Here is a 19,302-nt window from a genome sequence, read left to right on the forward strand (position 1 = left end):
TGAAATCAGATCATCGAAGCTCGTCCCCTCATAGCCGCGATCCCAAAACAAGCGCATGGCGGCACACAAGGCTTCCTTGCGATCAAAAGATTGAGGGCGCCCGCGCCCTCGCCGCCCACTTGGGTCTTTTTTTGGTGTCATCGCTCCATAAATCCTTGAAACCAGAGATCCAAACCTTATATGCCTTATGTTGGAGCGATTACTCCACATTTAAATCCTTTGCTTTCGACCAACCGGGCATAAAGTACGCATGTGCGTTCTGGCCCATACAGACAGGCACATATCCATGAACAAACTTTCCGGAAAAGTTGCAATCGTAACAGGCGCCTCCAAAGGAATTGGGGCTGGTATCGCCAAGGCACTTGCCGAAGCGGGGGCTGCTGTCGTCGTCAATTACGCCTCCAGCAAATCCGGAGCGGACGCCGTCGTCTCAGCCATTGCGACCAATGGCGGTCAGGCCGTCGCTGTTCAGGGAGATGTTTCTCGTAAATCCGATGCGCAGGCCATCGTGGATGCGGCGATCAGTCAATTCGGGCGCTTGGATATTCTCGTCAATAATTCCGGGGTTTACGAATTTGCTTCGATCGACGAGATCACCGAAGACCATTTCCATCGTCTCTTTAATGTCAATGTGCTTGGCACTTTACTGACGACCCAGGCCGCCGCAAAACACCTTGATGATGGCGGTAGCGTTATCAACATCAGCTCCGTTGTATCTCGTATTACGCCACCAAATTCTGCGGTCTATACGGGAACAAAGGGAGCCGTTGACGCCATTACAGGTTCTCTCGCGCGTGAGCTGGGGCCGAGAAATATTCGGGTCAACGCTATCAATCCTGGCCTGATTGAAACAGAAGGCACCAAAACTGCTAATGTTGTGGGTTCCGAAATGGAACAGCTCATTATTTCACAAACACCACTGGGACGTAGCGGCCAGGTTCAGGACATTGCTCCACTTGCCGTGTTCCTCGCCTCTGATGATGCGCGCTGGCTGACAGGCGAAACACTCATTGCCTCCGGTGGGCTGCGCTGACGTTTGACGTTAACCCGGCAGACCACTGTCGGGTTAATATTTAATTATTGGCTTGTATTTACAAACAATATTGTCCGCGGAATGTACTCTGCCAGGAAGACTCAAGTCATATCATTTAAAAAATGTTTTTGCGGACAGATGTTACAACCGGGCGGGTAAGCGAAAGAAGGCCTTCGGCTCCTCGGGTACTGCCATAACCGCTGCTTCGGGCACCTCCAAAGGGGAGCCGAGGATCCGCGGTTGGTATGATAAGGTCATTAATGCAAATGGACCCAGCCGAGATTTTTGGAGCGATGAGTTTGGCCGAAGTTTCTGAACCAAAAATACTGGCTCCCAAAGCGTATGATACCTGCCTGTCGAAGCAGAGCGCTTCTTCCACATCTGCCACGCCAATAATCGCGATCCAAGGCGCAAAAATGTCGGTATCAAGCAGGTGATGCAGTTCTTCCATTTGAGTCAGCAGAGTGACGCTACCTATCGTTTCGGTGCGTCCCCCAGACGCTTTGATAGTTGCCGAGAACGCCTCAAGCCGTTTTTTCTGGTCTTTATCAACCAACAAAGGTTTCTTTTTTTTGAGTAAATTGCGCAAGCGATCGACAAGTTCGGTCTTGTCTTGATGGCTGATAAATACGCGGTGTGGTGCAATACATGTCGCGCCATTATTCAGGCGAGCCCCGTAAACAAGTTTACGGGCGACATGTGCCAGGTTAGCATCTGGAAGCACAAAAACTGGGTCAACGCCCGAAAGCTCTATGATGGTGGGAGTTAGCGTTTTAGAGGCTTGTTCTAGAACAGCCCGCCCTGTTCGAGCTGATCCCGTGAGAATGATCAGATCAAAACCTGCGGCCACCGCGTCAGAACCGGAATCTGTTGGAAGGATCTCGCACAATCCATTTGGAAAACCCGCTGAGGATACCAAATCGGATAGCATCTTTGCCGCTGCTTCTCCTCCGGGAGCCGGTTTCAGCGCGACTGCATTTCCAGCTACTATTGATTGCAGAACCTGTATTCCGGGTAGCATCAGAGGATAATTTCCAGGTGCTAGAATGAGCACCGTGCCGTAGGGTCGCCGCTCGATAGTCGACGTGACACCCGGCAGCCATACTGGCCGCCCCCAGAACCCAGCCCTCCGGGCGCAAAGAGTTTTTGCAGCATTTTTTTCCAGAAATTTGCAAGCTGCCAGAAGAGGCAAGAGTTCAGCTGTAATCGTTTCAATGGCAGGACGATTTGGAAGTAATTCAGGCAAAACCAGCCATTTTTGGCGCAGAAGATTTCGAAAACGACGGATAAGACGCAGTCGTGTGACCATCGGCACCGTTTGCCACAGTTCAGAAGTTTGTCTCAGTCGCTGAATATCACTATGGGATATGGTCATGTGCCTTGACGCTATTTCGTTCTTAAAGCGAGGGAAATAGCACTGTTCTGGGCTCCAAGAGAGAAAGCGGCATCTGCGAAACTCGGTGGCCCAAAATGCATTGAGGGATTGCGAGAAAAACCTAGAGGTTCTTTTGGCATTCCGAAAAAATTCTGATCGAGCTTCTGATTTCCGTTTCTGTCTTGAAACACCTGAACCGCATAGACACCCGGCTGAACATCCGGGAACGTTGTGTTGACCTGTCCAGCACTGGCTCGAACAACTGCATGATACTTGCAGTCGGGTTTGAGGAACTCACTTTCGGCACAGACCGCAATGCGGATTGTTCCGACTGCATCGGGGATGTTGGTCACGGTCACGCCAAATGTGGTAGCACAGGCTATGGAAGGCAGAGCCAGAAGGCCTAGAAAAAAGAGGGCTTTCATGCGTCCGTTCTCCTTGGATAAGAGCGGCCTCGCCAGCGCGGAGCATACCCCAGACGCTCTCCAATCAGGGCCTGCCACTGAAGAAGCAAGAGCGCAGCCGTACCAAGAGGTGCCAGGAGAACCGTTCTCCACCCCTGTTGGAAGCGATAGGCTATCAGGGACCGTGTCAGAAGCGTCATACAGGCCACAAGTCTCGTCACGTTGGTCCATGGAAGAAAGAACGGCAGGAGCTGCGCTGTGCCGAGGAGGAGTGTCCAGACAGGAAGCCCTTTTGGTGTTGCCATCCCTTCGGTCGCGTTTTTCAGAAGTCCATTCCACACTTCCCCCGCACTGCGATACATACGGCACGAAGCAATGTCAGTCGCATCGAACAAAGCCGTTTTAAAACCTTGTTTCCTGAACTGCCTTGCGAGTGCCAGGCCATCGTGCAGCCGGTGACGAATGGCCGCGTGGCCGCCGCTCGCGCGATAGGCATAGTTCCGGACCACCACCAGTTGGCCGCACGCAGCTGCGAAGGCCGGATTTTTTCCCTTATCAAAGGCCATCGGGAGATATCCGATTAGCAGAACGTGAATAAAAGGGAGAAGGAGCCACTCCAGAAATGTGCCGGTGATCTGACGGGGAACCCCACTCAGGAACGCAACATCTGGCTGGTGTGACATCAGGCCCGATAACCGGCTTAGTGCATCTGGCGACAAGCGCACATCTGCATCCAGAAATACCATGAGATCATACTGTGCCGCTTCTGCAAGCACAGCACAGGCATGGTTTTTACCACACCAGCCCTCAGGAAGCGCAGGTGCCGAAAAGACCTTTAACCGCGGATCATCGTACGACTGGAGTGTATTCAATGTTCCGTCAGAGGAATTGTCGTCGACTACGATCAATTCGAGTACCACGCCCCGGCTTGCCAGAACGGTTTGTATGGCCTCTGCGATAGTGTCTTCCTCATCCCGGGCAGGGATCAGGACAGAAATGGGAGTTGCGCCAAATTGCTTGGGCAACCTTCGCAACCTGGGGAGGTTAAGAAGCGTCATGACAAGCGGCAGAAGTGCCGCACCAAATGCCAGTTTTTCAAGCTTTCTGGTCATTGGTCATGCCGCGGCTGAAATTCCTCGCCCCGAGCCCACTGCCGAATACGACGCCCAACATCATAAAGGCCCCCAATCCCCCCTGCTCCCTGAGACAATGTGCGGAATTTTGAGGGATCCCGCATGATGGCGTCACGAGCCAGCGTCTCCATGGTTGTGGTGAGAGCTTCTTCCATGAGGACAGTCGTGTTTTGAGTTCCGGTGCTTCCCAAGGCAGACACAGGATCACCAAATCGAAGTAAAAGCTCAGGTCGGCTTTCATTCCAAAAAGTATACTCGATGGCGAGAGGCACGAGCATTGCCGAGGGTACACGCCGAGCCAGATGGGCAAAACCCGCCTGAAGACGGATGGGGCGGCTCCGAACGTCGGAAAAATGACCTTCCGGCGTGATCCAGAGTACATGTCCCTGCCCTAGGATTCTGCAGGCTTTCCGTAGAAAATGACGCAGAGATTCCGGATTTTCAGGAGAGACCGGGATCAGTCCAGCCTTTTCCAGAAGCGGGTATTTCCGAAGTGCCTGAGCTTCCATGGGGCCATAGCCGTGGCAATGACTGAAAAAACGATGTTGCAGCCACGCAAAAACGGCTGGATCCCACCATCCCGGGTGATTTGCACAGACAATGAGCGGTCCACGATGGCGTAGGACGTCAGAATTTCCCGACAATCGGACGGCATTGAAATGACGTGTAATGCCTCGTCGCATTCCCCGGGATACAAGTGCCGCAATGACTGGGTTGCGGCGAGGATCTGTTTTCATGATGTCTTGGATTTCGCGCTATCCTGGTCGGCACAGTCTGCCGCAATCCAGCCTGACATCAGCGCCATGGGCATTCCGGCTCCTGGGTGAGATGCCCCTCCGGCCAGATACAGCCCGGGGACTTCAGAAGATCGATTTGCAGGCTTGAACGCCCCATTGAGACGCCCATGACTGGCCAGTCCATAGATGGCTCCCCGCAGCGTCGAATACCGTTCATGGATGTCGAGTGGCGTCAGGTGGTGCTCAACCCGGATGCGGTCTTCGAGATCAGGCATGCCTCCACAGCGCTTGAGCTTGTCCAAAATAACCTGTCTGTATCCTGGAAACAGGTCCTCCCAGTTCTGACCCTTCCGGATGTATGGCGTATGAACCAGCACATACAGAGCCTCGCCCCCCTCAGGCGCTACAGCAGGGTCTGTTTTTGCGGGCGCCGCGAGATAACAGGTTGGGTCGGACGCAGGAATGCCCTGTTTGTAGATGGCCTCAAACTCTTCTTCAGGGTTTGCTGAAAAAACGAAATCATGATGCGCCAAGTGGTCATATGAACGGTTTAGCCCCAGATACAGGACCACGCCCGAACATGCCGGTTTGCGTCGTTTCCACTGACGTTCGAATTTTTTCGTTGGAATATGCTCCAGAAGTTCACGCATGGTCCGGACGCTATCCATGTTGGAAATAACGATGTCTGCGTCCAGGACCTCGCCAACATCAGTCATAACGCCACAGGCTCGACGATCTCGCGTTAGGATACGCTCAACCCTGGCACTGGTTCTGAATTTGACCCCGAGTTCTCGTCCAAGTTGAGCCAGCGCTTCAGGAACGGCCCTCGTCCCTCCCATTGGATACCAGACCCCGTCATGACTTTGCATATGCGCAATTCCCAGCAGAACAGCTGGCGCCCAGAACGGGTTGGATCCAACATACTGCGTCAGATGATCCAGCATCTGGGCAGCCTGAGGATTGTGAATGCGCTTTCTGATTTCGCGGGCAAAGGTAGAATCCATCCTCAGCCGCAGGAGGTCTCGCAGTGTTGCGGGCGTAAACGTGCTGCTCAGGTCCAACGTATCTGCGACGCCACCAACAGATTTCCAGAAAAAAAATCGCTCGGAAATATCGTGGAGTTGCTCACTCGCGGCCATCAGATCGCGATATCCGTCACCGTCCCCCGAGCACAGACTTTCGAGAACCTGAGCCATGTTCTCAGCATTTTCCTGGAGGTCGAGGACGTTGCCGTCCTCAAAGAAACAGCGCCACTGCGGGTCCAGTCGGCGCAGATCCAATCGCTCAGTCATAGTGATGCCAGCCTCGGCGAAAATACGCTCCAGCACCCGAGGCATGGTCAGGATGGTGGGGCCCATATCAAATCTGTACCCCCCTTCCTGCCAGTCAGCTGCTTTGCCGCCTAACCAGTCATTGGCTTCAAGAACAGTAACCCGATACCCCCTTGCGGCCATCGTACAGGCCGCGGCAAGACCGCCAAGCCCTGCTCCAATCACGATGACAGAGGCTTTTTTCTCAGGACGTGACATGGGAGGCTCCTTGAAGGGAACGCTTGTGTTTCCGGGCAGACCGTCTGCGAGGTGAGAAGTCTTTAATGACAAGGTCGCTTGTAATCCGCGCTCCTTCGAAAATGACAGGAAGCCCACTCCCTGGGTGCGTTCCTCCTCCGACAAGGTAGACGCCTTCGATATCTTCAAAACGATTGTGAGGTCGCCGGTGAAGCATCTGACCCAGATTATGCGCGAGATTGAAGACAGCACCCTTGTGAACATCATAACGCTCCTCCCAATCAGCAGGCGTTATGATTTTTTCGAAGCGGATCCGTTTTTCGATGTCTTTGAAGCCAGCTTTTTCCAGACGTGCCATGACGAGCCTGCGGGCCTTCGCACGGCGCTCATCGTTCCAATCCAGACCATTCTCTCGGAGATGCCCGACAGGCATTAAAACGTAGAGTGTGGAGTGGCCGGCCGGAGCCTGTTCGGGGTCTGTCACGCACGCATTCTGGATGTAAAGTGAGGCTTCTTCAGAGAGTGATTGTCCGGCTTCGATTTCCGCAAAATTCCGATCATAAGTCTCGGAAAGGAAAATCGTATGATGGCCCTTGTCAGGAAGAGTGCCTTCAATGCCGAGATACATCATGAAGGTCGAACAGGAGTACTTCTTGCTGTTGATCGATTTATCGGTCCATCGACGCCGCTTTGCATCCGGGATCAACTTCGTCATAGCCCTGCCGAAATCTGCATTAATCACGATGGCATCTGCAGTTTCGGGACCCTGATCTGTTAAAACGCCCGTTGCGCGGCCATTCATACTCAGAATTTCACGCACAGGCGTCTTCAGGCGTATTTTCACACCTAACTGTTCAGCCGCCCGTCCCATCGCCTCCATGACAGCCATTGTGCCTCCGACAGGGTGATAAATGCCGTATTCATGCTCCATGAAACTCAGGATGGTGAAGAGGCTTGGGCATCTGTAAGGAGACATACCCAGATATTTGCTCTGAAAAGAAAAAGCGAGCCGAGTTCTTGGATTTCGGAAATAACGGGATAAATCTTTATCAACCGAAGAAAAAGGCCGAAGCCTTGGGAAAGCCCTCAGCATATCGGGCCTGAAAAGATCTAGCAGCGTATGAAAAGGACGCCTGAGAACAGGAATGAAATTCTGAAACTTGAGGCGATTATCGGCTATGAACTCGCGCACGTTGCCAGCATCATGCTCATCAATCTTGGCGATTTCGCGCTCTAGCGCATCAATGTTGGCGGTAACCCTTAATGCCGGGCCGTTTTCAAAATTCAGGTCATAATTTTCATTCAGTTTTTTGAGAGTGACTGTGTCTTCCATACGGAGCCCACACCGTTGGAAGATATCTCTTAAAATCTGAGGATAAAGAAAGAACGTTGGCCCGGTATCAAAGCGAAAACGCCCTACATCTGTTTCGGCTTCAATTGCCGACGACCGACCTCCCAGTTGTGCATGCTTTTCATACAGGGTGACGTCGGCCCCCTCGTAAGCCAGTAACATTGCCGATGCCAACCCGCCTGGCCCACCACCGACAATGGCTATCCGCCTATTGCGGAGAGAGCCAGACTTTGTGAGCGCTTTGACTGTCGCATCATTTTCCAAGGTTTGGTCTTTTCCATTTGAGACAGAATTTGTGTTAGAAACAGAGACGCGATGAAAGTCTGTATTTCGAGTATGCAAGAACTCGTCAGACGACCGTTCGTTGCATTTCGGATCTATTTTGATTCGGCCATTATCGCGGACCAAGTGTTACAACCAGTTTTCGCGCCGAAACGCCTTTGTGCTGGAGTTCGAGCGCATCTGTAATCAACTGCAGACCGTGTCCGATAATTTCAGGTTCAGGTGCGGGCCTGTACTGCCCACTTGCAAGCGCGCCAGGCAAAAATTTTTCATAAATCATAGACCCGACGTCGTTATGAAGAGGGGCGCCACCCCATATGAATTTTGTCTTCACGCCTCTGCGTCGGGCTCTCAGAGCGAGCGAAATATTTCCGACCACCATTTGGATCAAGGCAGGCAGCAGTTTTTGCCAGCGCCCACGTCCCGCTGGAACCTCGTCAAAAGACACAGGAGGCGTCGCCATCGCGATAAAACGTTGCCCTTTGGTGGACCCAAGAATGTCGATACACGCTTTGGCCGATCCTTTACCGATTGCAAGAGCCCCGCAGACCTCCCGTCCCCGCAACCCCTCGATCATTGCAGACGGTGTTGACGGACTATGTCGATCATAGACGGCACGGGCTCCCAGACTCTTCAGATAGGGGGCATTTCGCAGAGACGACGTCGCGATGACATCATAGCCGGCCGCGACCGCAAGCTGGATCGCGTTGCATCCAACGCTTGTGGAACCTCCCCATACAACCAGTGTCTGACCCGCTGGTGCAGGCTGGACACAGGGATGGCTCATTGCAAGAAAATCTGGTTGGAACAGGCCTGCTGCGGCCGTTGTAAGGCCAAGAGGTAAAACACTTGCCGCCTCGAAAGACAGGTTGTCTGGGAGCGGCGTAGTCATTTTTTCCATGAGAATGACCTGTTCCTGAAATGCGCCCTCGGCAGACCTTCGCCCCTTCTCTCCTCCCGCAGCAAAACCGGCGACCCTGTCTCCCACCTTAAAACGTGTAATATTCGAACCGATCGCGATGACGTCACCGGCAACGTCTGAACCCAGAATGGCCGGGTAAGTCATCCAGGGTGTGATGATATCGCCCATGGACTGGATCAGCCGTTCAAACGGATTAACAGCAACAGCGCGGACGGAAACAAGAATTTCATCCATACCGGGCGTCGTGTCCGGAGCAGCGTGCACCGCAAAAAGACCACGCTTCTTGCCGAGAATAAGGGCTTCATGACTTGGCATGGAATACTCGCATCGCGTTTCAGAACGGCCTTTTTTCTAACGAGCCCCTCCTGTACGATCCATGCTCTAAAAGCTGTTATTTCGTCGCGATCGTACAGAGGCATTATGGACCCACTTTCTGAAATTCTTCGGCTTCTTGAACCTGACAGCTATGGCTTTCGTGGCCTGAGTGCGAAGGGGGACTGGTGTCTTGAGTTTCCTGACGGACCCGGTCTGAAATTTCAGGTCATACAGACAGGAAAATGCTGGATTGAGGTGGATGGTCTGGACATTTCTGTCCAGCTTGCGGCGGGCGACCTTGTCCTTCTGTCAGGCCAACATGGTTTTCGGACTTATACGGACAGAACCGTTTCGCCTCGAAATGCCTACGATGTTCTGCTGTCCGTGCCCGCCGGCCATACTGCCGTATTGAATGGCGGAGGGCATGTCCTCGGCGTAGGCGGGTTTTTCAAGTTTAGAGCACCCTATGCAGAACGAATGCTCAGTGAGCTTCCGCCTCTGATACACATTAGGCCGGATTCATCGGGAAACATGATGAGATGGGCCATCGAGCAACTGATGTCTGAATTACGTCACCCGGCAATAGGCGGTGAACTTCTTGCGGCCCATCTCGCTCAAACCCTCCTCATCCAGGGGCTACGGCTACATATCGCCAGTAGTGCCCACGGTATTGGCTGGTTATACGCCTTACGAGATCCACGGCTTCATGCCGTCCTGTCCGCTATTCATAAAACCCCGGAAACCCGCTGGACGATCCAAATGCTCGCAGGCATTGCGGGAATGTCACGCACAAGTTTTGCTCATCATTTCAAGGCTACAATCGGCGAAACCTGTATGGATTATTTAACAAAGTGGCGAATGACTGTTGCGTCATACCATCTTTCCGAAGAAAAAATGAGTGTAGGTCGAGTTGCGGAGCGGGCTGGCTACAATTCCGAAAGCGCCTTCAGTGCAGCATTCAAACGCATCATGGGGAGATCGCCATCAAGTTTTCGCTGATACGCACAGATTTTTTTAGAACATTATTGAGAATTTTTCTTAAATAACATGTTTTATTTTAATGATCTTGAAGAAAACTGAAATCAGAATGTCGCTTTACTGAGGTGCAAGCCAGTATTATCACTCTCTCTTCTCTACCGACCAGACCATCATCAAGAACGCAGCATGACCACTTTTCCCCGTTCCGGGGGACCAGCTCTCGTTGTCTCTTGCCTACTTGCAAAACATGGATCGCAGCAAAGCGATCGTCCTGCTCACGAAGGTACTGGATGAAGTGACCTGCGTCCGGCATCATAAAAAAGATCGCGTTTATTCTCTCCGCCATGCGCCACTTCGCAAATGAGTTGCGTTCGGACGGGGGCAACGTTGACTATTTCACGCTCGACGGTAGTTAAGCATACTATCTGTGCTACGACGACGCCACAGGTTGAGTATGCATTAAGCGACCTTGGACGCTTGCTAGCTGAGCCTGTAAGGCAGATGACTCAATGGGCACTGGTTCATCTTCCAGTTATTCATAACAACCGGCAGCGCTATGACGAGAAATATTCAGTCAGAACTGGCAGAAATCTCATTCCCTCGAAAGAAATTCTGACAGAACATGTTGTGAAGGATTCCTTACTTTGTAGCTGCTTTCAGCGTCAGTTTTGAGGTCGCTTTCCTCGGGAAAGATAGCACCAAAACTTATAAAAAGTCGCTCTGGTGCTCTACCCTACCCTGTCCCCAAGGCCTTTCCTCAAGACCGTCTCACGAGAACGCTGATTGTTGGCCATCTGAATGACCTCTGCATACTCCACCATCGAGTTGCCCATCATGATGATTCAGCTCATCAATCTCGTCTACAACCTGCGCCTCTTCCTCACAGGCGACAGTGTCGCCGCGTACAATCCAAGGCACAGTGATGTCGACTCTTCAGAAATAGCAGAGCGAAAATCCTCAGGACAAACATCAATCACGTGCCCTTCGCGTTCTCCATGCGTGGCTTTAGTGCCTCGAAAAATCGAGTGGGTTCTTATGTCCAAGAAGGCTCCAATGCTCTCAAGGATCTGCCACCGGTTCCGTTCCATAATCACCATGTGGGTGCCTTCACCGATTTCAACCCAGCGTCGGAAAGGCGCATTTCGGAAGCGTGGGAACAGGTTTACCATCTGCTCAAGGGTGACATCTCTGTCCCATTCGGCATGAATTAGCAAAACAGGGACCGTGATGTCTTCGGGCTCATAGAAGGACCTTCCGGCAGACCAGAATTCTCGGACATCCTGAATCACTCCCGCAGGTGCACGAATGATACCATTATGTTCTTTAGGATCGCTGGCCAGAATGACCTGGGCCCACTGCTCGAACCATCCTGAGGGAAGCACTTCAGAGCACTTGTCTTCAGAGACACCTTCGAGCCAGTGCTTACGAAACGCCTGAACATCGAACCGGCGATAGGCATGAATGGGCCCACCGGGATCCAGTCGGGTAACCCCATTGTTGATCCATTGCGGTGCGATCAGTGTCAGCTTCTCGATCTTCCCGTTATTGGCTGCTGTATATGCTCCCGTTACGGTCCCGCCCCATGACATGCCGATCAGGCACAGGCGAGAAAGGGCGCGTTCTGCGAGGATATGGTCAACAGCCGATCCCAGGTCACGCACAGCCGTCTCGGTCCGGACCTGTGGAGGCGCATCTTCCGGAGCGCCCTCCATACCGGCCGGACGTGTCGAGCCGCCGAAACCCCGTACGTTGAGCGCGTAAACGTCAAATCCCTGATGGGCCAGGCTGTTCATGAACGAGCCGTCGTCAACGGGTACATCGAAAAGACTTTCTGCCGGCAATGTCGCGCCATGCATCAGGAGGACGGTACGATCCGGACCAAACACTTGAAGATCCGTGCGTCTCTTGTGACGAAGATGGAGTGAAATTCCTGCAGTATCGCTCGGGATATGCAGATTTTCCGTAAGGATGTCAGTCATCCGATGTTTCCTTGATTTGGCTGTACAAATTCCCATGAAAACCCGTCTTCGCGACGCTTGACCCGCCCCACACCGGTTTCTGCAAAATGCGAGGTGAAGCACAAACTCCCGCTTTCGGCCGCCCGAGCAAGGAACCATCGGCGCGACTGCTCGGCGGGCTTGATGAACTCGCAGTAAACGGATCGCAGATCAGGACGATAGACCTGCAACGGGTGATGCATGACATCTCCTGTAAACCAGGCTTCTTCGCCTCCGGACTGCAGACGGATCGAAGCGTGATCGATGCTGTGGCCCGGGGTCGGATGGAAGGAAAAGCCCGGAACGATTTCCTGTCCGTCGATCTCGATCGCCTGTGCCAGACCCGCTTCTATGACCGGGAGAATGCTGTCCGTATAAACCCTGGGCAGAGGACGATGATTGGGAGCGCCCAACATACCAGATGGCAGGTCCGGAGCCAGTTCAACACCATCATTGCTGGACCCATATTGTGCTTCGACTGCCGAAAAGATGTGTCGTGCATTCGGGAAAGTCGGCACCCATTTTCCATCGTGCAGACGGGTGTTCCATCCAACGTGATCCGCATGAATGTGTGTATGGAGAACCAGATCAACCTGCTCCGGCTGCACACCCATATCAGCGAGACGCTCAAGAAACGGCGTATGGAGATGATCAAGCGCAGGTGCGTCGGGTAAAGGCTTGTCGTTTCCGGTAGCGGTATCGATCAGGAGATTGATACCCGCCCGTTGAACAAGCCAGGCATGGGTGCCCTGGGCGAGCAGGCCGGTCGCGGCATTATAGGAGCCTGCGGTCAAACTGGGCGCGAACATCGCGAGTGCCTCCGCATCAATATCCGGATACAGGTGACCGGGATCTGCGTTGTTCCAATGGAGCTCGGGGATGCGAGTGATGCGGGCATCGCCTACCTGAAAAGACGGCGTCATTTTTGGCCTCGGAGCGATTGTGTTGCGTTGCATCGGAAGGTAGGGTGCAGCCGAACATCACACAAATCGATTTGAAAAATGAAGCCAATCGATCACTTCAATTTACGATCTTTCGACCTTAATCTTCTGATCGCGTTTGATGCGCTCGTATCGGAACGCAGCGTCACGAAGGCTGCGCGCCGTTTGCGCATTCAGCAGCCTGCAATGAGTCACTCGCTGGCGACGCTGAGGCACCTTTTGGCCGATGATATTCTGGTGCGAACCGGCGCGATCATGCAGCCGACTGCCAAGGCGGCTGCCATGGCGCCGCAGATCCATAGTCTGTTGAGGCAGACTCAGGGTATTCTGACAGCCGAAGACCAGTTTGATCCCAAGACGGAGCAGCGGATTTTTCGCTTTGGGTTTTCATCCGAACTTGAAGTCTTCCTGATGCCGAGACTGACGGCTTATCTGCAGTATCACGCCCCGGGAATACGGCTGCTATCGCGAGGGTCTCCGAGGAACGAAGTTCATGCCCTGCTGGATATAGGCGCACTTGATATCGCAATCGGGTGCTTTGACTTTGGCTTGGAGCGGCACCTTGGTATGCCCCTGTATGAACAGTCGCTCGCCTGCTGTTTCAATCCTGATCTGATCAGTCTGGAAGCGCCCCTCACCGTTGAGAGCTATCTGGCGCTGCCGCATGTGCTCATGACATTAAAGGACGACATTCAGGGGTGCCTGTCAGACGCGCTGATGCAGATCGGTCAGGAACTGAATGTTGTTCTGGCGGCATCGGATTTCCTGACGGCGCTGGCTACAGCGGCGGCGGCACCGGTTCTGGCGACGCTTCCCAATCGGATTGCGCATCAGCATGCTGCTCATTTTGGTTTGACGGTGCAACCGGTGCCGCTTGATCTGCGCATACCGGCAGTCTCAATGGTCTGGTCAGCACGCAACGACCGTGATCCGGCCTCCGTATGGCTGCGTGAGCAGGTTGCTTCCCTGATAAAACCTCTGGATCAGCAGCTTGAACTTTCAGTCTTCCTGCGGCCGGCACTGAGATATGAAGACTCTTTTCACGCAGAAGATCAGGTTTCGCCTTTCTAACTGATATCTGGAGAAGCGCGCGCCCCTTCTCTCCTGCTTGCGGGAAGAAGCGCAACCGCGACACACCCTGAGACCAGAAAAATCCGACAAGGCAGAGCCCTTACTCGGTACGCAGAAATCTATCTTCTGCTGTCTGATGTGCGGGAGGCAGAACCGTCACTCGTATTGACGACCTTGAGGTCTCATCAAAAGGCAAATACAGATTACCATTAATAGTGAGCCTGTAGCTGAACTGGATCGGTCCGCATCATGCCTCTCTATCGCTTTAGCTCTTCTGAAGTAACCTGCCCCTGAATGCGATCCTTATACCCTTCCGGCTTTGGAAGAATTTCATCATGATGGAATCAAACATTTGTTTGTCAGGATTTGGCAGAATGGTCCAAAGAGATGCCTTTAGCCATCTAGGCTAGTATCTTTGTTAAAGCGATTACTAACCCCGTCTCCGAGCGTTATCCCGTCATGAAGAAGCTAAAGACCATTATACCCGAAGAACTGATGGAAAGCGCTGGAAAGCCAATGGAGAACCGGGCAGTCGGGCAATATCTGGTTGGTGTGGAAGCTTCCATCGTACGGGAAGCAATGAATATGTTCCTTTTCCGGCCTCTCTGAGACGCCTTGCAATGATGGGCTGCACAAGGGGATGGAGAGGGATGCGTCTGACAGAGTTTTTTGTCTTGGCTTCCTCATTGGTCACTTGGATGCCCCAAAGTTCTCCTTCAGCTCCGTCCCGATTGAGGATGCGTCCCACAGTGAGAGTGGCTAGTTCGTTTTGTCTTGCCCCTGTGAAGAGAGCGATACGCATCATGTCTCTACTAGCTGGACCCCATGCCCATCTCTTGCACTTGTCTGGATCTGCTTGAAGGAGCTTCAGCAATTCGTTCTCGGTGAGCGGTCGAACATCAGGCTTCTGCTTCTCGGCCTTTCTCTTCAGCCCGGCGGTAGCCTCCCCCCCCCCCCACGGGTTCGGTCCTTTGAGGATGTGCTTATGGATAGCAAAATCCCACATGACCTTCCAAGACCATTTCAGGCACCTCCTCGACTATCTGGGTACGTAGGAAGCCTACGAGATCGTCAGGCTCACCAAGGCCCTGAGAGTAAGCCAGATAGCGAGAGAAGTGGTTTTAGTGTGGCGCGGTCTAACGATATGACAGAGTGAGACGCATAGCGTTCTCGATCCTTCATCCAGCGGTCTAGCAGCAGGGAGAAAGTTGTCTGGTTTCCTAGAGCGATCTCCTTGAAACGAACCCGGTATTGATCTCCGTCTTTTCCTGCCTGATCGAGTTCCTGAGCCCGATCTTCAAATAGGCTGTCCATGTTCTCGATAACCCGATCTCTAACTCTATCAGAGGCACCTGTCTGATTGTCATAGAACGGAGACAAAGCCAATCTCTCGCCGGGCTTCTAACGCCTCAGTGAGTAGGCGGTCTTTATTCATCCAATCGGGCTGCCAATGGCCGTGGATAGGCAGGAAGCCAGCCTTCACCAGCTTGGCGTCCAAATCTCTCGCATCGCTGCAAGGGCCCTGTCGCGCCTTCTGATGGCTTCTTTAGCATCTTGGGTTCCGATAGACCGGATAACTTCCTGTTTAATGCCTGATGTGGTCCCGAAAGCCTTCCCGGCATCCGACCAGCGATCACGCGGAATAGACAGTCGAGCAGACCATGTGAGGCCACCTGTCCGCCTCAAGCCGTGCATATCATCATCTTGTAGAGCCTTCTTGGTCATGGAAGGACTACCGATGGGATGCTACCAGCATGGTAGTGGACTACTACCGACATGTGGTCATAACTGACTGATTTCATTGGTATTTTTGAAAAATGGCGGAGGGGATGGGATTCGAACCCACGATACGACTTACATCGTATAACGGATTAGCAATCCGCCGCCTTCAGCCTCTCGGCCACCCCTCCGCGTGGAAAGCAGTTTTTATACTGCGTTCGTGAAGGCGTTCTTAAGGGGGAACGGCCTCGCCGTCAAACCCCTTAAGAACAATTTTTTTATCTCATTCGGAAAGAAGCTTTTTCAAGGTTTCATTCACCAGAGCCGGGTTCCCTTTACCCTTCATGGCCTTCATCGTCTGGCCAACAAAGAAGCCGAAAAGCTTGTCCTTGCCGGATTTGAATTCAGCAACCTTATCCGCATTTGCTGCCAGGATGTCGCGGATGGAGCTTTCGATGGCTCCTGTGTCCGTTACCTGACGAAGACCTTTCCGCTCAACAATGGTAGAAGCCGATTCGCCGGTTTCTACCATGTCTTCAAGGACTTCCTTCGCAATCTTGCCGTTAATCGTCGAATCCGAAATCAGGCTTAACAGCTCACGAAGCCCTTCTGCACTGACCGGACTGTCTTCAATTGAGCGACCAGTGCGGTTCAGGGCAGCAAAGAAGTCTCCGAGCATCCAGTTGGTGGCAAGGCGCGCATCGGCACCCTTTGCAACGGTCTCGTAGAAGTCTGCAACAGCTTGCTCTGCGGTCAGGACACTCGCTTCATAGCGACTGACGCCGTATTCGCGCTCCAGGCGGTCCCGCTTGGCTTCTGGCAGTTCGGGAAGAGCAGCTTCTAGTTCGTCAACCCAAGACTGCTCGATGATGAGCGGAAGAAGATCCGGGTCCGGGAAGTAGCGGTAATCATGCGCATCCTCCTTGGACCGAAGCGAGCGTGTTTCGCTGCGGACATGATCGAACAGGCGCGTTTCCTGATCGACTTCGCCGCCAGCTTCCCAGATCTCGATCTGGCGCTGTGCTTCTACTTCAATTGACTGCATGACATAGCGGATCGAGTTGACGTTCTTGATCTCGCAGCGGGTCCGATATCCCTCCTCGCCCGGCTTGCGCACAGACACGTTGACGTCAGCGCGCATGGAACCTTCTTCCATGTTGCCATCGCAGGTATCGATATAACGTAGGATCTGACGGAGCTTCCGCAGATAGGCTCCGGCTTCTTCCGGTGAGCGGATGTCCGGCTCACTGACGATTTCCATGAGGGCGACGCCCGCACGGTTCAGGTCAATGAAGGAACGCGTTGGGTCCTGATCATGGATGGACTTGCCTGCATCCTGTTCCAGATGAAGTCGCGTCACGCCGATTTCACGTGTGCTTCCATCCGCAAGATCAACCAGTACCTTGCCCTCACCCACGATGGGATGAGCAAACTGGCTGATCTGATAGCCAGTGGGGAGATCGGCATAGAAGTAGTTCTTGCGATCAAAGCGGCTGAAAAGATTGATCTGCGCGTTTAGGCCAAGGCCGGTACGCACTGCCTGCGCAACGCATTCCTGGTTCAGAACCGGGAGCATGCCTGGGAAACCCGCGTCAATCAGGCTGACATGCGTATTTGGCTCGCCGCCGTAAGAGGCGGAGGCGCCAGAAAACAACTTCGCTTGGCTGATGACCTGGGCATGAACTTCCAGCCCGACGACAATTTCCCATTCGCCGGTATTGCCGGTGATACGATAGCTCATGCCGACACTCCTGCATGGATGGCGGGTCTGTGGGTGAAGGACGCAGCCTGTTCGATGACGTGTCCTGCTGCGATCAGTGTTTCTTCGTCAAAGAACTTGCCAATGAGCTGAAGGCCGAGCGGAACACCCTGTGCGTCCAGACCAGCCGGGACAGAGAGCGCAGGAACGCCTGCCATGCTGGCTGGAACAGTGAAGATGTCATTCAGGTACATCTGCACCGGATCTGTCGGCTTTTCGTCCTGAGCGAAGGCACTGGACGGTGCCGTTGGCGTCAGAAGGAAATCTACCTTCTCGAAGGCATTCAGGAAGTCCCGCTGGATCAGTGTGCGGACCTTCTGCGCGCGTAGATAATAGGCATCGTAATAACCCGACGACAGAACATGTGTTCCGATTAGAATACGGCGCTTCACTTCTTCGCCAAAGCCAGCGGCACGGGTGGCTTCGTACAGTGCATCAAGGGAATCCCCCTTCACACGTTCGCCGAAACGCACGCCGTCATAGCGGGCAAGGTTTGAAGATGCCTCTGCGAGAGCTGCGATGTAGTAAGTTGGAAGGCCGTACTTCGTGTGTGGAAGAGACACTTCCACCACTTCTGCGCCTGCGGCCTTCAGCCAGTTGATACCCTGCTGCCAGAGTGCCTCGATCTCGGCTGGCATGCCCGGGGCATGATATTCCTTGGGAATACCAACGCGCAGGCCTTTGACACCTCGCGTCAGGGCCGCTTCGTAATTCGGAACAGGGGTGTTGACGCTTGTGGAATCCCGCTCGTCGAACCCAGCCATGGATTCCAGCAGGATTGCGCAATCCTGAAGGTTGCGGGCCATCGGGCCAGCCTGATCCAGCGAGCTTGCGAAAGCGATCGTGCCGAAACGGGAGCAACGGCCGTAGGTCGGCTTGATGCCAGCAATGCCGGTGAAGGCGGCCGGCTGGCGAATGGAGCCACCCGTATCCGTACCGGTTGCGCCCAGCACCAGACCTGCGGCTACGGCAGCGGCAGAACCACCGGAAGAACCGCCTGGAACCAGCTTGGCGTCAGAACCATTGCGCTTCCAGGGGTTTTCTACCGGGCCAAAGGCTGAGTTCAGATTGGCGGACCCCATAGCGAATTCATCGAGGTTCAGCTTGCCAAGGAACACGGCGCCGTCACGCAGAAGGTTGGACGTCACCGTGCTTTCGTAAGGCGGGACAAAATTGCCAAGAATCTTGCTGGCCGCCGTCGTGCGGACGCCGTTCGTGCAGAACAAATCCTTGATGCCGAGCGGAATGCCGATCAGTGCGCCGCCCTCACCTTTCGCCAGAACGTCGTCCGCAGCCTGGGCTGCTACGCGAGCCTGATCGGGCGTACGGGTAATGAAACTGTTGAGGCGACCATCCAGACGCTCGATGGCATCCAGGTGGGCGTTCGTCAGTTCAACCGCGGAAATCTTGCGAGACTTGAGGGCATCCCGGGCGGAAGCCAGCGTAAAATCGTGCATGCCGGACATTATTCGACCACCTTTGGAACCGTGTAGAACGGACCTTCACGGTCCGGAGCGTTTGACAGCACGTCATCGCGGCGATTGCCGTCCGTGACGCGGTCTTCCCGCAGGCGTGGCGTGGCGAGGCCTGTGCCAATCATGGGAGGGACATCTGTGACGTCCACTTCGTTAAGCTGTTCCACCCAATCAATGATGGAACCCATGTCCTTTCCGAGAGAGTCTACCTCCTCCGGTTCGAGACCAATCCTCGCCAATCTGGCGATGCGCGTGACTGTTTTCGCGTCGAGCGACATGAACATTCCTGAAAAAGAGGAAAT

Annotated in this window: 17 protein-coding genes, 1 tRNA gene and 1 pseudogene; 6 read left to right on the plus strand and 13 right to left on the minus strand. The window is 53.7% G+C overall.

What is annotated here, in order from left to right; translation table 11 throughout:
* The first annotated feature begins 286 nt into the window (after nucleotides 1-286).
* Nucleotides 287-1,033 carry a glucose 1-dehydrogenase gene (locus tag R5H23_RS01745; RefSeq protein ID WP_317214088.1) on the plus strand — a complete coding sequence of 249 codons (747 nt, stop codon included), beginning with the start codon at nucleotides 287-289 and terminating at the stop codon, nucleotides 1,031-1,033.
* 115 nt (nucleotides 1,034-1,148) lie between these two features.
* Here the strand turns inward: R5H23_RS01745 and R5H23_RS01750 are convergent, their stop codons facing one another.
* The 7 genes from R5H23_RS01750 to R5H23_RS01780 form a co-directional block, all read right to left on the minus strand.
* Nucleotides 1,149-2,408 carry an aldehyde dehydrogenase family protein gene (locus R5H23_RS01750; RefSeq protein WP_317214089.1) on the minus strand — a complete coding sequence of 420 codons (1,260 nt, stop codon included), beginning with the start codon at nucleotides 2,406-2,408 and terminating at the stop codon, nucleotides 1,149-1,151.
* Nucleotides 2,409-2,419: 11 nt separating this feature from the next.
* On the minus strand, nucleotides 2,420-2,833 hold the full coding sequence (locus R5H23_RS01755; RefSeq protein ID WP_317214090.1) for a DUF2141 domain-containing protein: 414 nt from the start codon (nucleotides 2,831-2,833) through the stop codon (nucleotides 2,420-2,422).
* Nucleotides 2,830-3,924 (minus strand): glycosyltransferase family A protein, encoded by a 1,095-nt coding sequence (locus tag R5H23_RS01760; RefSeq protein WP_317214091.1) that lies wholly within the window; start codon nucleotides 3,922-3,924, stop codon nucleotides 2,830-2,832. The genes R5H23_RS01755 and R5H23_RS01760 overlap by 4 nt, the downstream gene beginning before the upstream one ends.
* Nucleotides 3,921-4,682, minus strand: a complete 762-nt coding sequence (locus R5H23_RS01765; RefSeq protein WP_317214092.1) for a lysophospholipid acyltransferase family protein — start codon at nucleotides 4,680-4,682, stop codon at nucleotides 3,921-3,923. Before R5H23_RS01765 ends, R5H23_RS01760 begins: the two co-directional genes overlap by 4 nt.
* The gene (locus R5H23_RS01770; RefSeq protein WP_317214093.1) at nucleotides 4,679-6,211 is read right to left on the minus strand and encodes a phytoene desaturase family protein; all 1,533 of its coding nucleotides are present in this window, start codon (nucleotides 6,209-6,211) and stop codon (nucleotides 4,679-4,681) included. Before R5H23_RS01770 ends, R5H23_RS01765 begins: the two co-directional genes overlap by 4 nt.
* Nucleotides 6,198-7,703 carry a phytoene desaturase family protein gene (gene crtI, locus R5H23_RS01775; RefSeq protein ID WP_317214585.1) on the minus strand — a complete coding sequence of 502 codons (1,506 nt, stop codon included), beginning with the start codon at nucleotides 7,701-7,703 and terminating at the stop codon, nucleotides 6,198-6,200. Before crtI ends, R5H23_RS01770 begins: the two co-directional genes overlap by 14 nt.
* Before the next feature lie 232 nt (nucleotides 7,704-7,935).
* Nucleotides 7,936-9,060 (minus strand): zinc-binding alcohol dehydrogenase family protein, encoded by a 1,125-nt coding sequence (locus R5H23_RS01780; RefSeq protein ID WP_317214094.1) that lies wholly within the window; start codon nucleotides 9,058-9,060, stop codon nucleotides 7,936-7,938.
* Nucleotides 9,061-9,165: 105 nt separating this feature from the next.
* On the opposite strand from R5H23_RS01780, the gene R5H23_RS01785 reads away from it, so the two are divergent.
* From R5H23_RS01785 to R5H23_RS17100, 3 genes and pseudogenes are all read left to right on the plus strand, one after another.
* Nucleotides 9,166-10,059, plus strand: coding sequence for an AraC family transcriptional regulator (locus tag R5H23_RS01785; RefSeq protein ID WP_317214095.1), 894 nt, complete (start codon nucleotides 9,166-9,168; stop codon nucleotides 10,057-10,059).
* A 193-nt stretch (nucleotides 10,060-10,252) separates the two neighbouring features.
* A pseudogene (locus R5H23_RS17095) lies at nucleotides 10,253-10,454 on the plus strand (cryptochrome/photolyase family protein); the annotation flags it as partial.
* Nucleotides 10,399-10,710 carry a winged helix-turn-helix transcriptional regulator gene (locus R5H23_RS17100; protein ID WP_408874319.1) on the plus strand — a complete coding sequence of 104 codons (312 nt, stop codon included), beginning with the start codon at nucleotides 10,399-10,401 and terminating at the stop codon, nucleotides 10,708-10,710. The pseudogene R5H23_RS17095 and the gene R5H23_RS17100, both read left to right, overlap by 56 nt.
* Before the next feature lie 188 nt (nucleotides 10,711-10,898).
* On the opposite strand, the gene R5H23_RS01795 is transcribed toward R5H23_RS17100, so the two are convergent.
* Nucleotides 10,899-12,017 (minus strand): alpha/beta fold hydrolase, encoded by a 1,119-nt coding sequence (locus R5H23_RS01795; protein ID WP_317214096.1) that lies wholly within the window; start codon nucleotides 12,015-12,017, stop codon nucleotides 10,899-10,901.
* A complete protein-coding gene (locus R5H23_RS01800) occupies nucleotides 12,014-12,958 on the minus strand; it encodes an MBL fold metallo-hydrolase (protein WP_317214097.1) in 945 nt (314 codons plus the stop codon). Before R5H23_RS01800 ends, R5H23_RS01795 begins: the two co-directional genes overlap by 4 nt.
* A 78-nt stretch (nucleotides 12,959-13,036) precedes the next feature.
* On the opposite strand from R5H23_RS01800, the gene R5H23_RS01805 reads away from it, so the two are divergent.
* On the plus strand, nucleotides 13,037-14,047 hold the full coding sequence (locus tag R5H23_RS01805; protein WP_317214099.1) for a LysR family transcriptional regulator: 1,011 nt from the start codon (nucleotides 13,037-13,039) through the stop codon (nucleotides 14,045-14,047).
* Nucleotides 14,048-14,506: 459 nt separating this feature from the next.
* Nucleotides 14,507-14,656: a hypothetical protein gene (locus tag R5H23_RS01810; protein ID WP_317214101.1), complete on the plus strand. Its 150-nt coding sequence runs from the start codon at nucleotides 14,507-14,509 to the stop codon at nucleotides 14,654-14,656.
* Nucleotides 14,657-15,865: 1,209 nt separating this feature from the next.
* Here the strand turns inward: R5H23_RS01810 and R5H23_RS01820 are convergent.
* From R5H23_RS01820 to gatC, 4 genes are all read right to left on the minus strand, one after another.
* Nucleotides 15,866-15,957, minus strand: a tRNA-Ser gene (locus tag R5H23_RS01820).
* A gap of 92 nt (nucleotides 15,958-16,049) precedes the next feature.
* A complete protein-coding gene (gene gatB, locus R5H23_RS01825; protein ID WP_211496790.1) occupies nucleotides 16,050-17,507 on the minus strand; it encodes an Asp-tRNA(Asn)/Glu-tRNA(Gln) amidotransferase subunit GatB in 1,458 nt (485 codons plus the stop codon).
* Nucleotides 17,504-18,991: an Asp-tRNA(Asn)/Glu-tRNA(Gln) amidotransferase subunit GatA gene (gene gatA, locus R5H23_RS01830; protein ID WP_317214106.1), complete on the minus strand. Its 1,488-nt coding sequence runs from the start codon at nucleotides 18,989-18,991 to the stop codon at nucleotides 17,504-17,506. Before gatA ends, gatB begins: the two co-directional genes overlap by 4 nt.
* Nucleotides 18,991-19,278, minus strand: a complete 288-nt coding sequence (gene gatC / locus R5H23_RS01835) for an Asp-tRNA(Asn)/Glu-tRNA(Gln) amidotransferase subunit GatC (protein WP_317214108.1) — start codon at nucleotides 19,276-19,278, stop codon at nucleotides 18,991-18,993. The genes gatA and gatC overlap by 1 nt, the downstream gene beginning before the upstream one ends.
* Nucleotides 19,279-19,302: the final 24 nt, after the last annotated feature.

The sequence above is a fragment of the Gluconobacter sp. GP1 genome (assembly GCF_032913585.1).
Classification (GTDB): domain Bacteria; phylum Pseudomonadota; class Alphaproteobacteria; order Acetobacterales; family Acetobacteraceae; genus Gluconobacter; species Gluconobacter cerinus.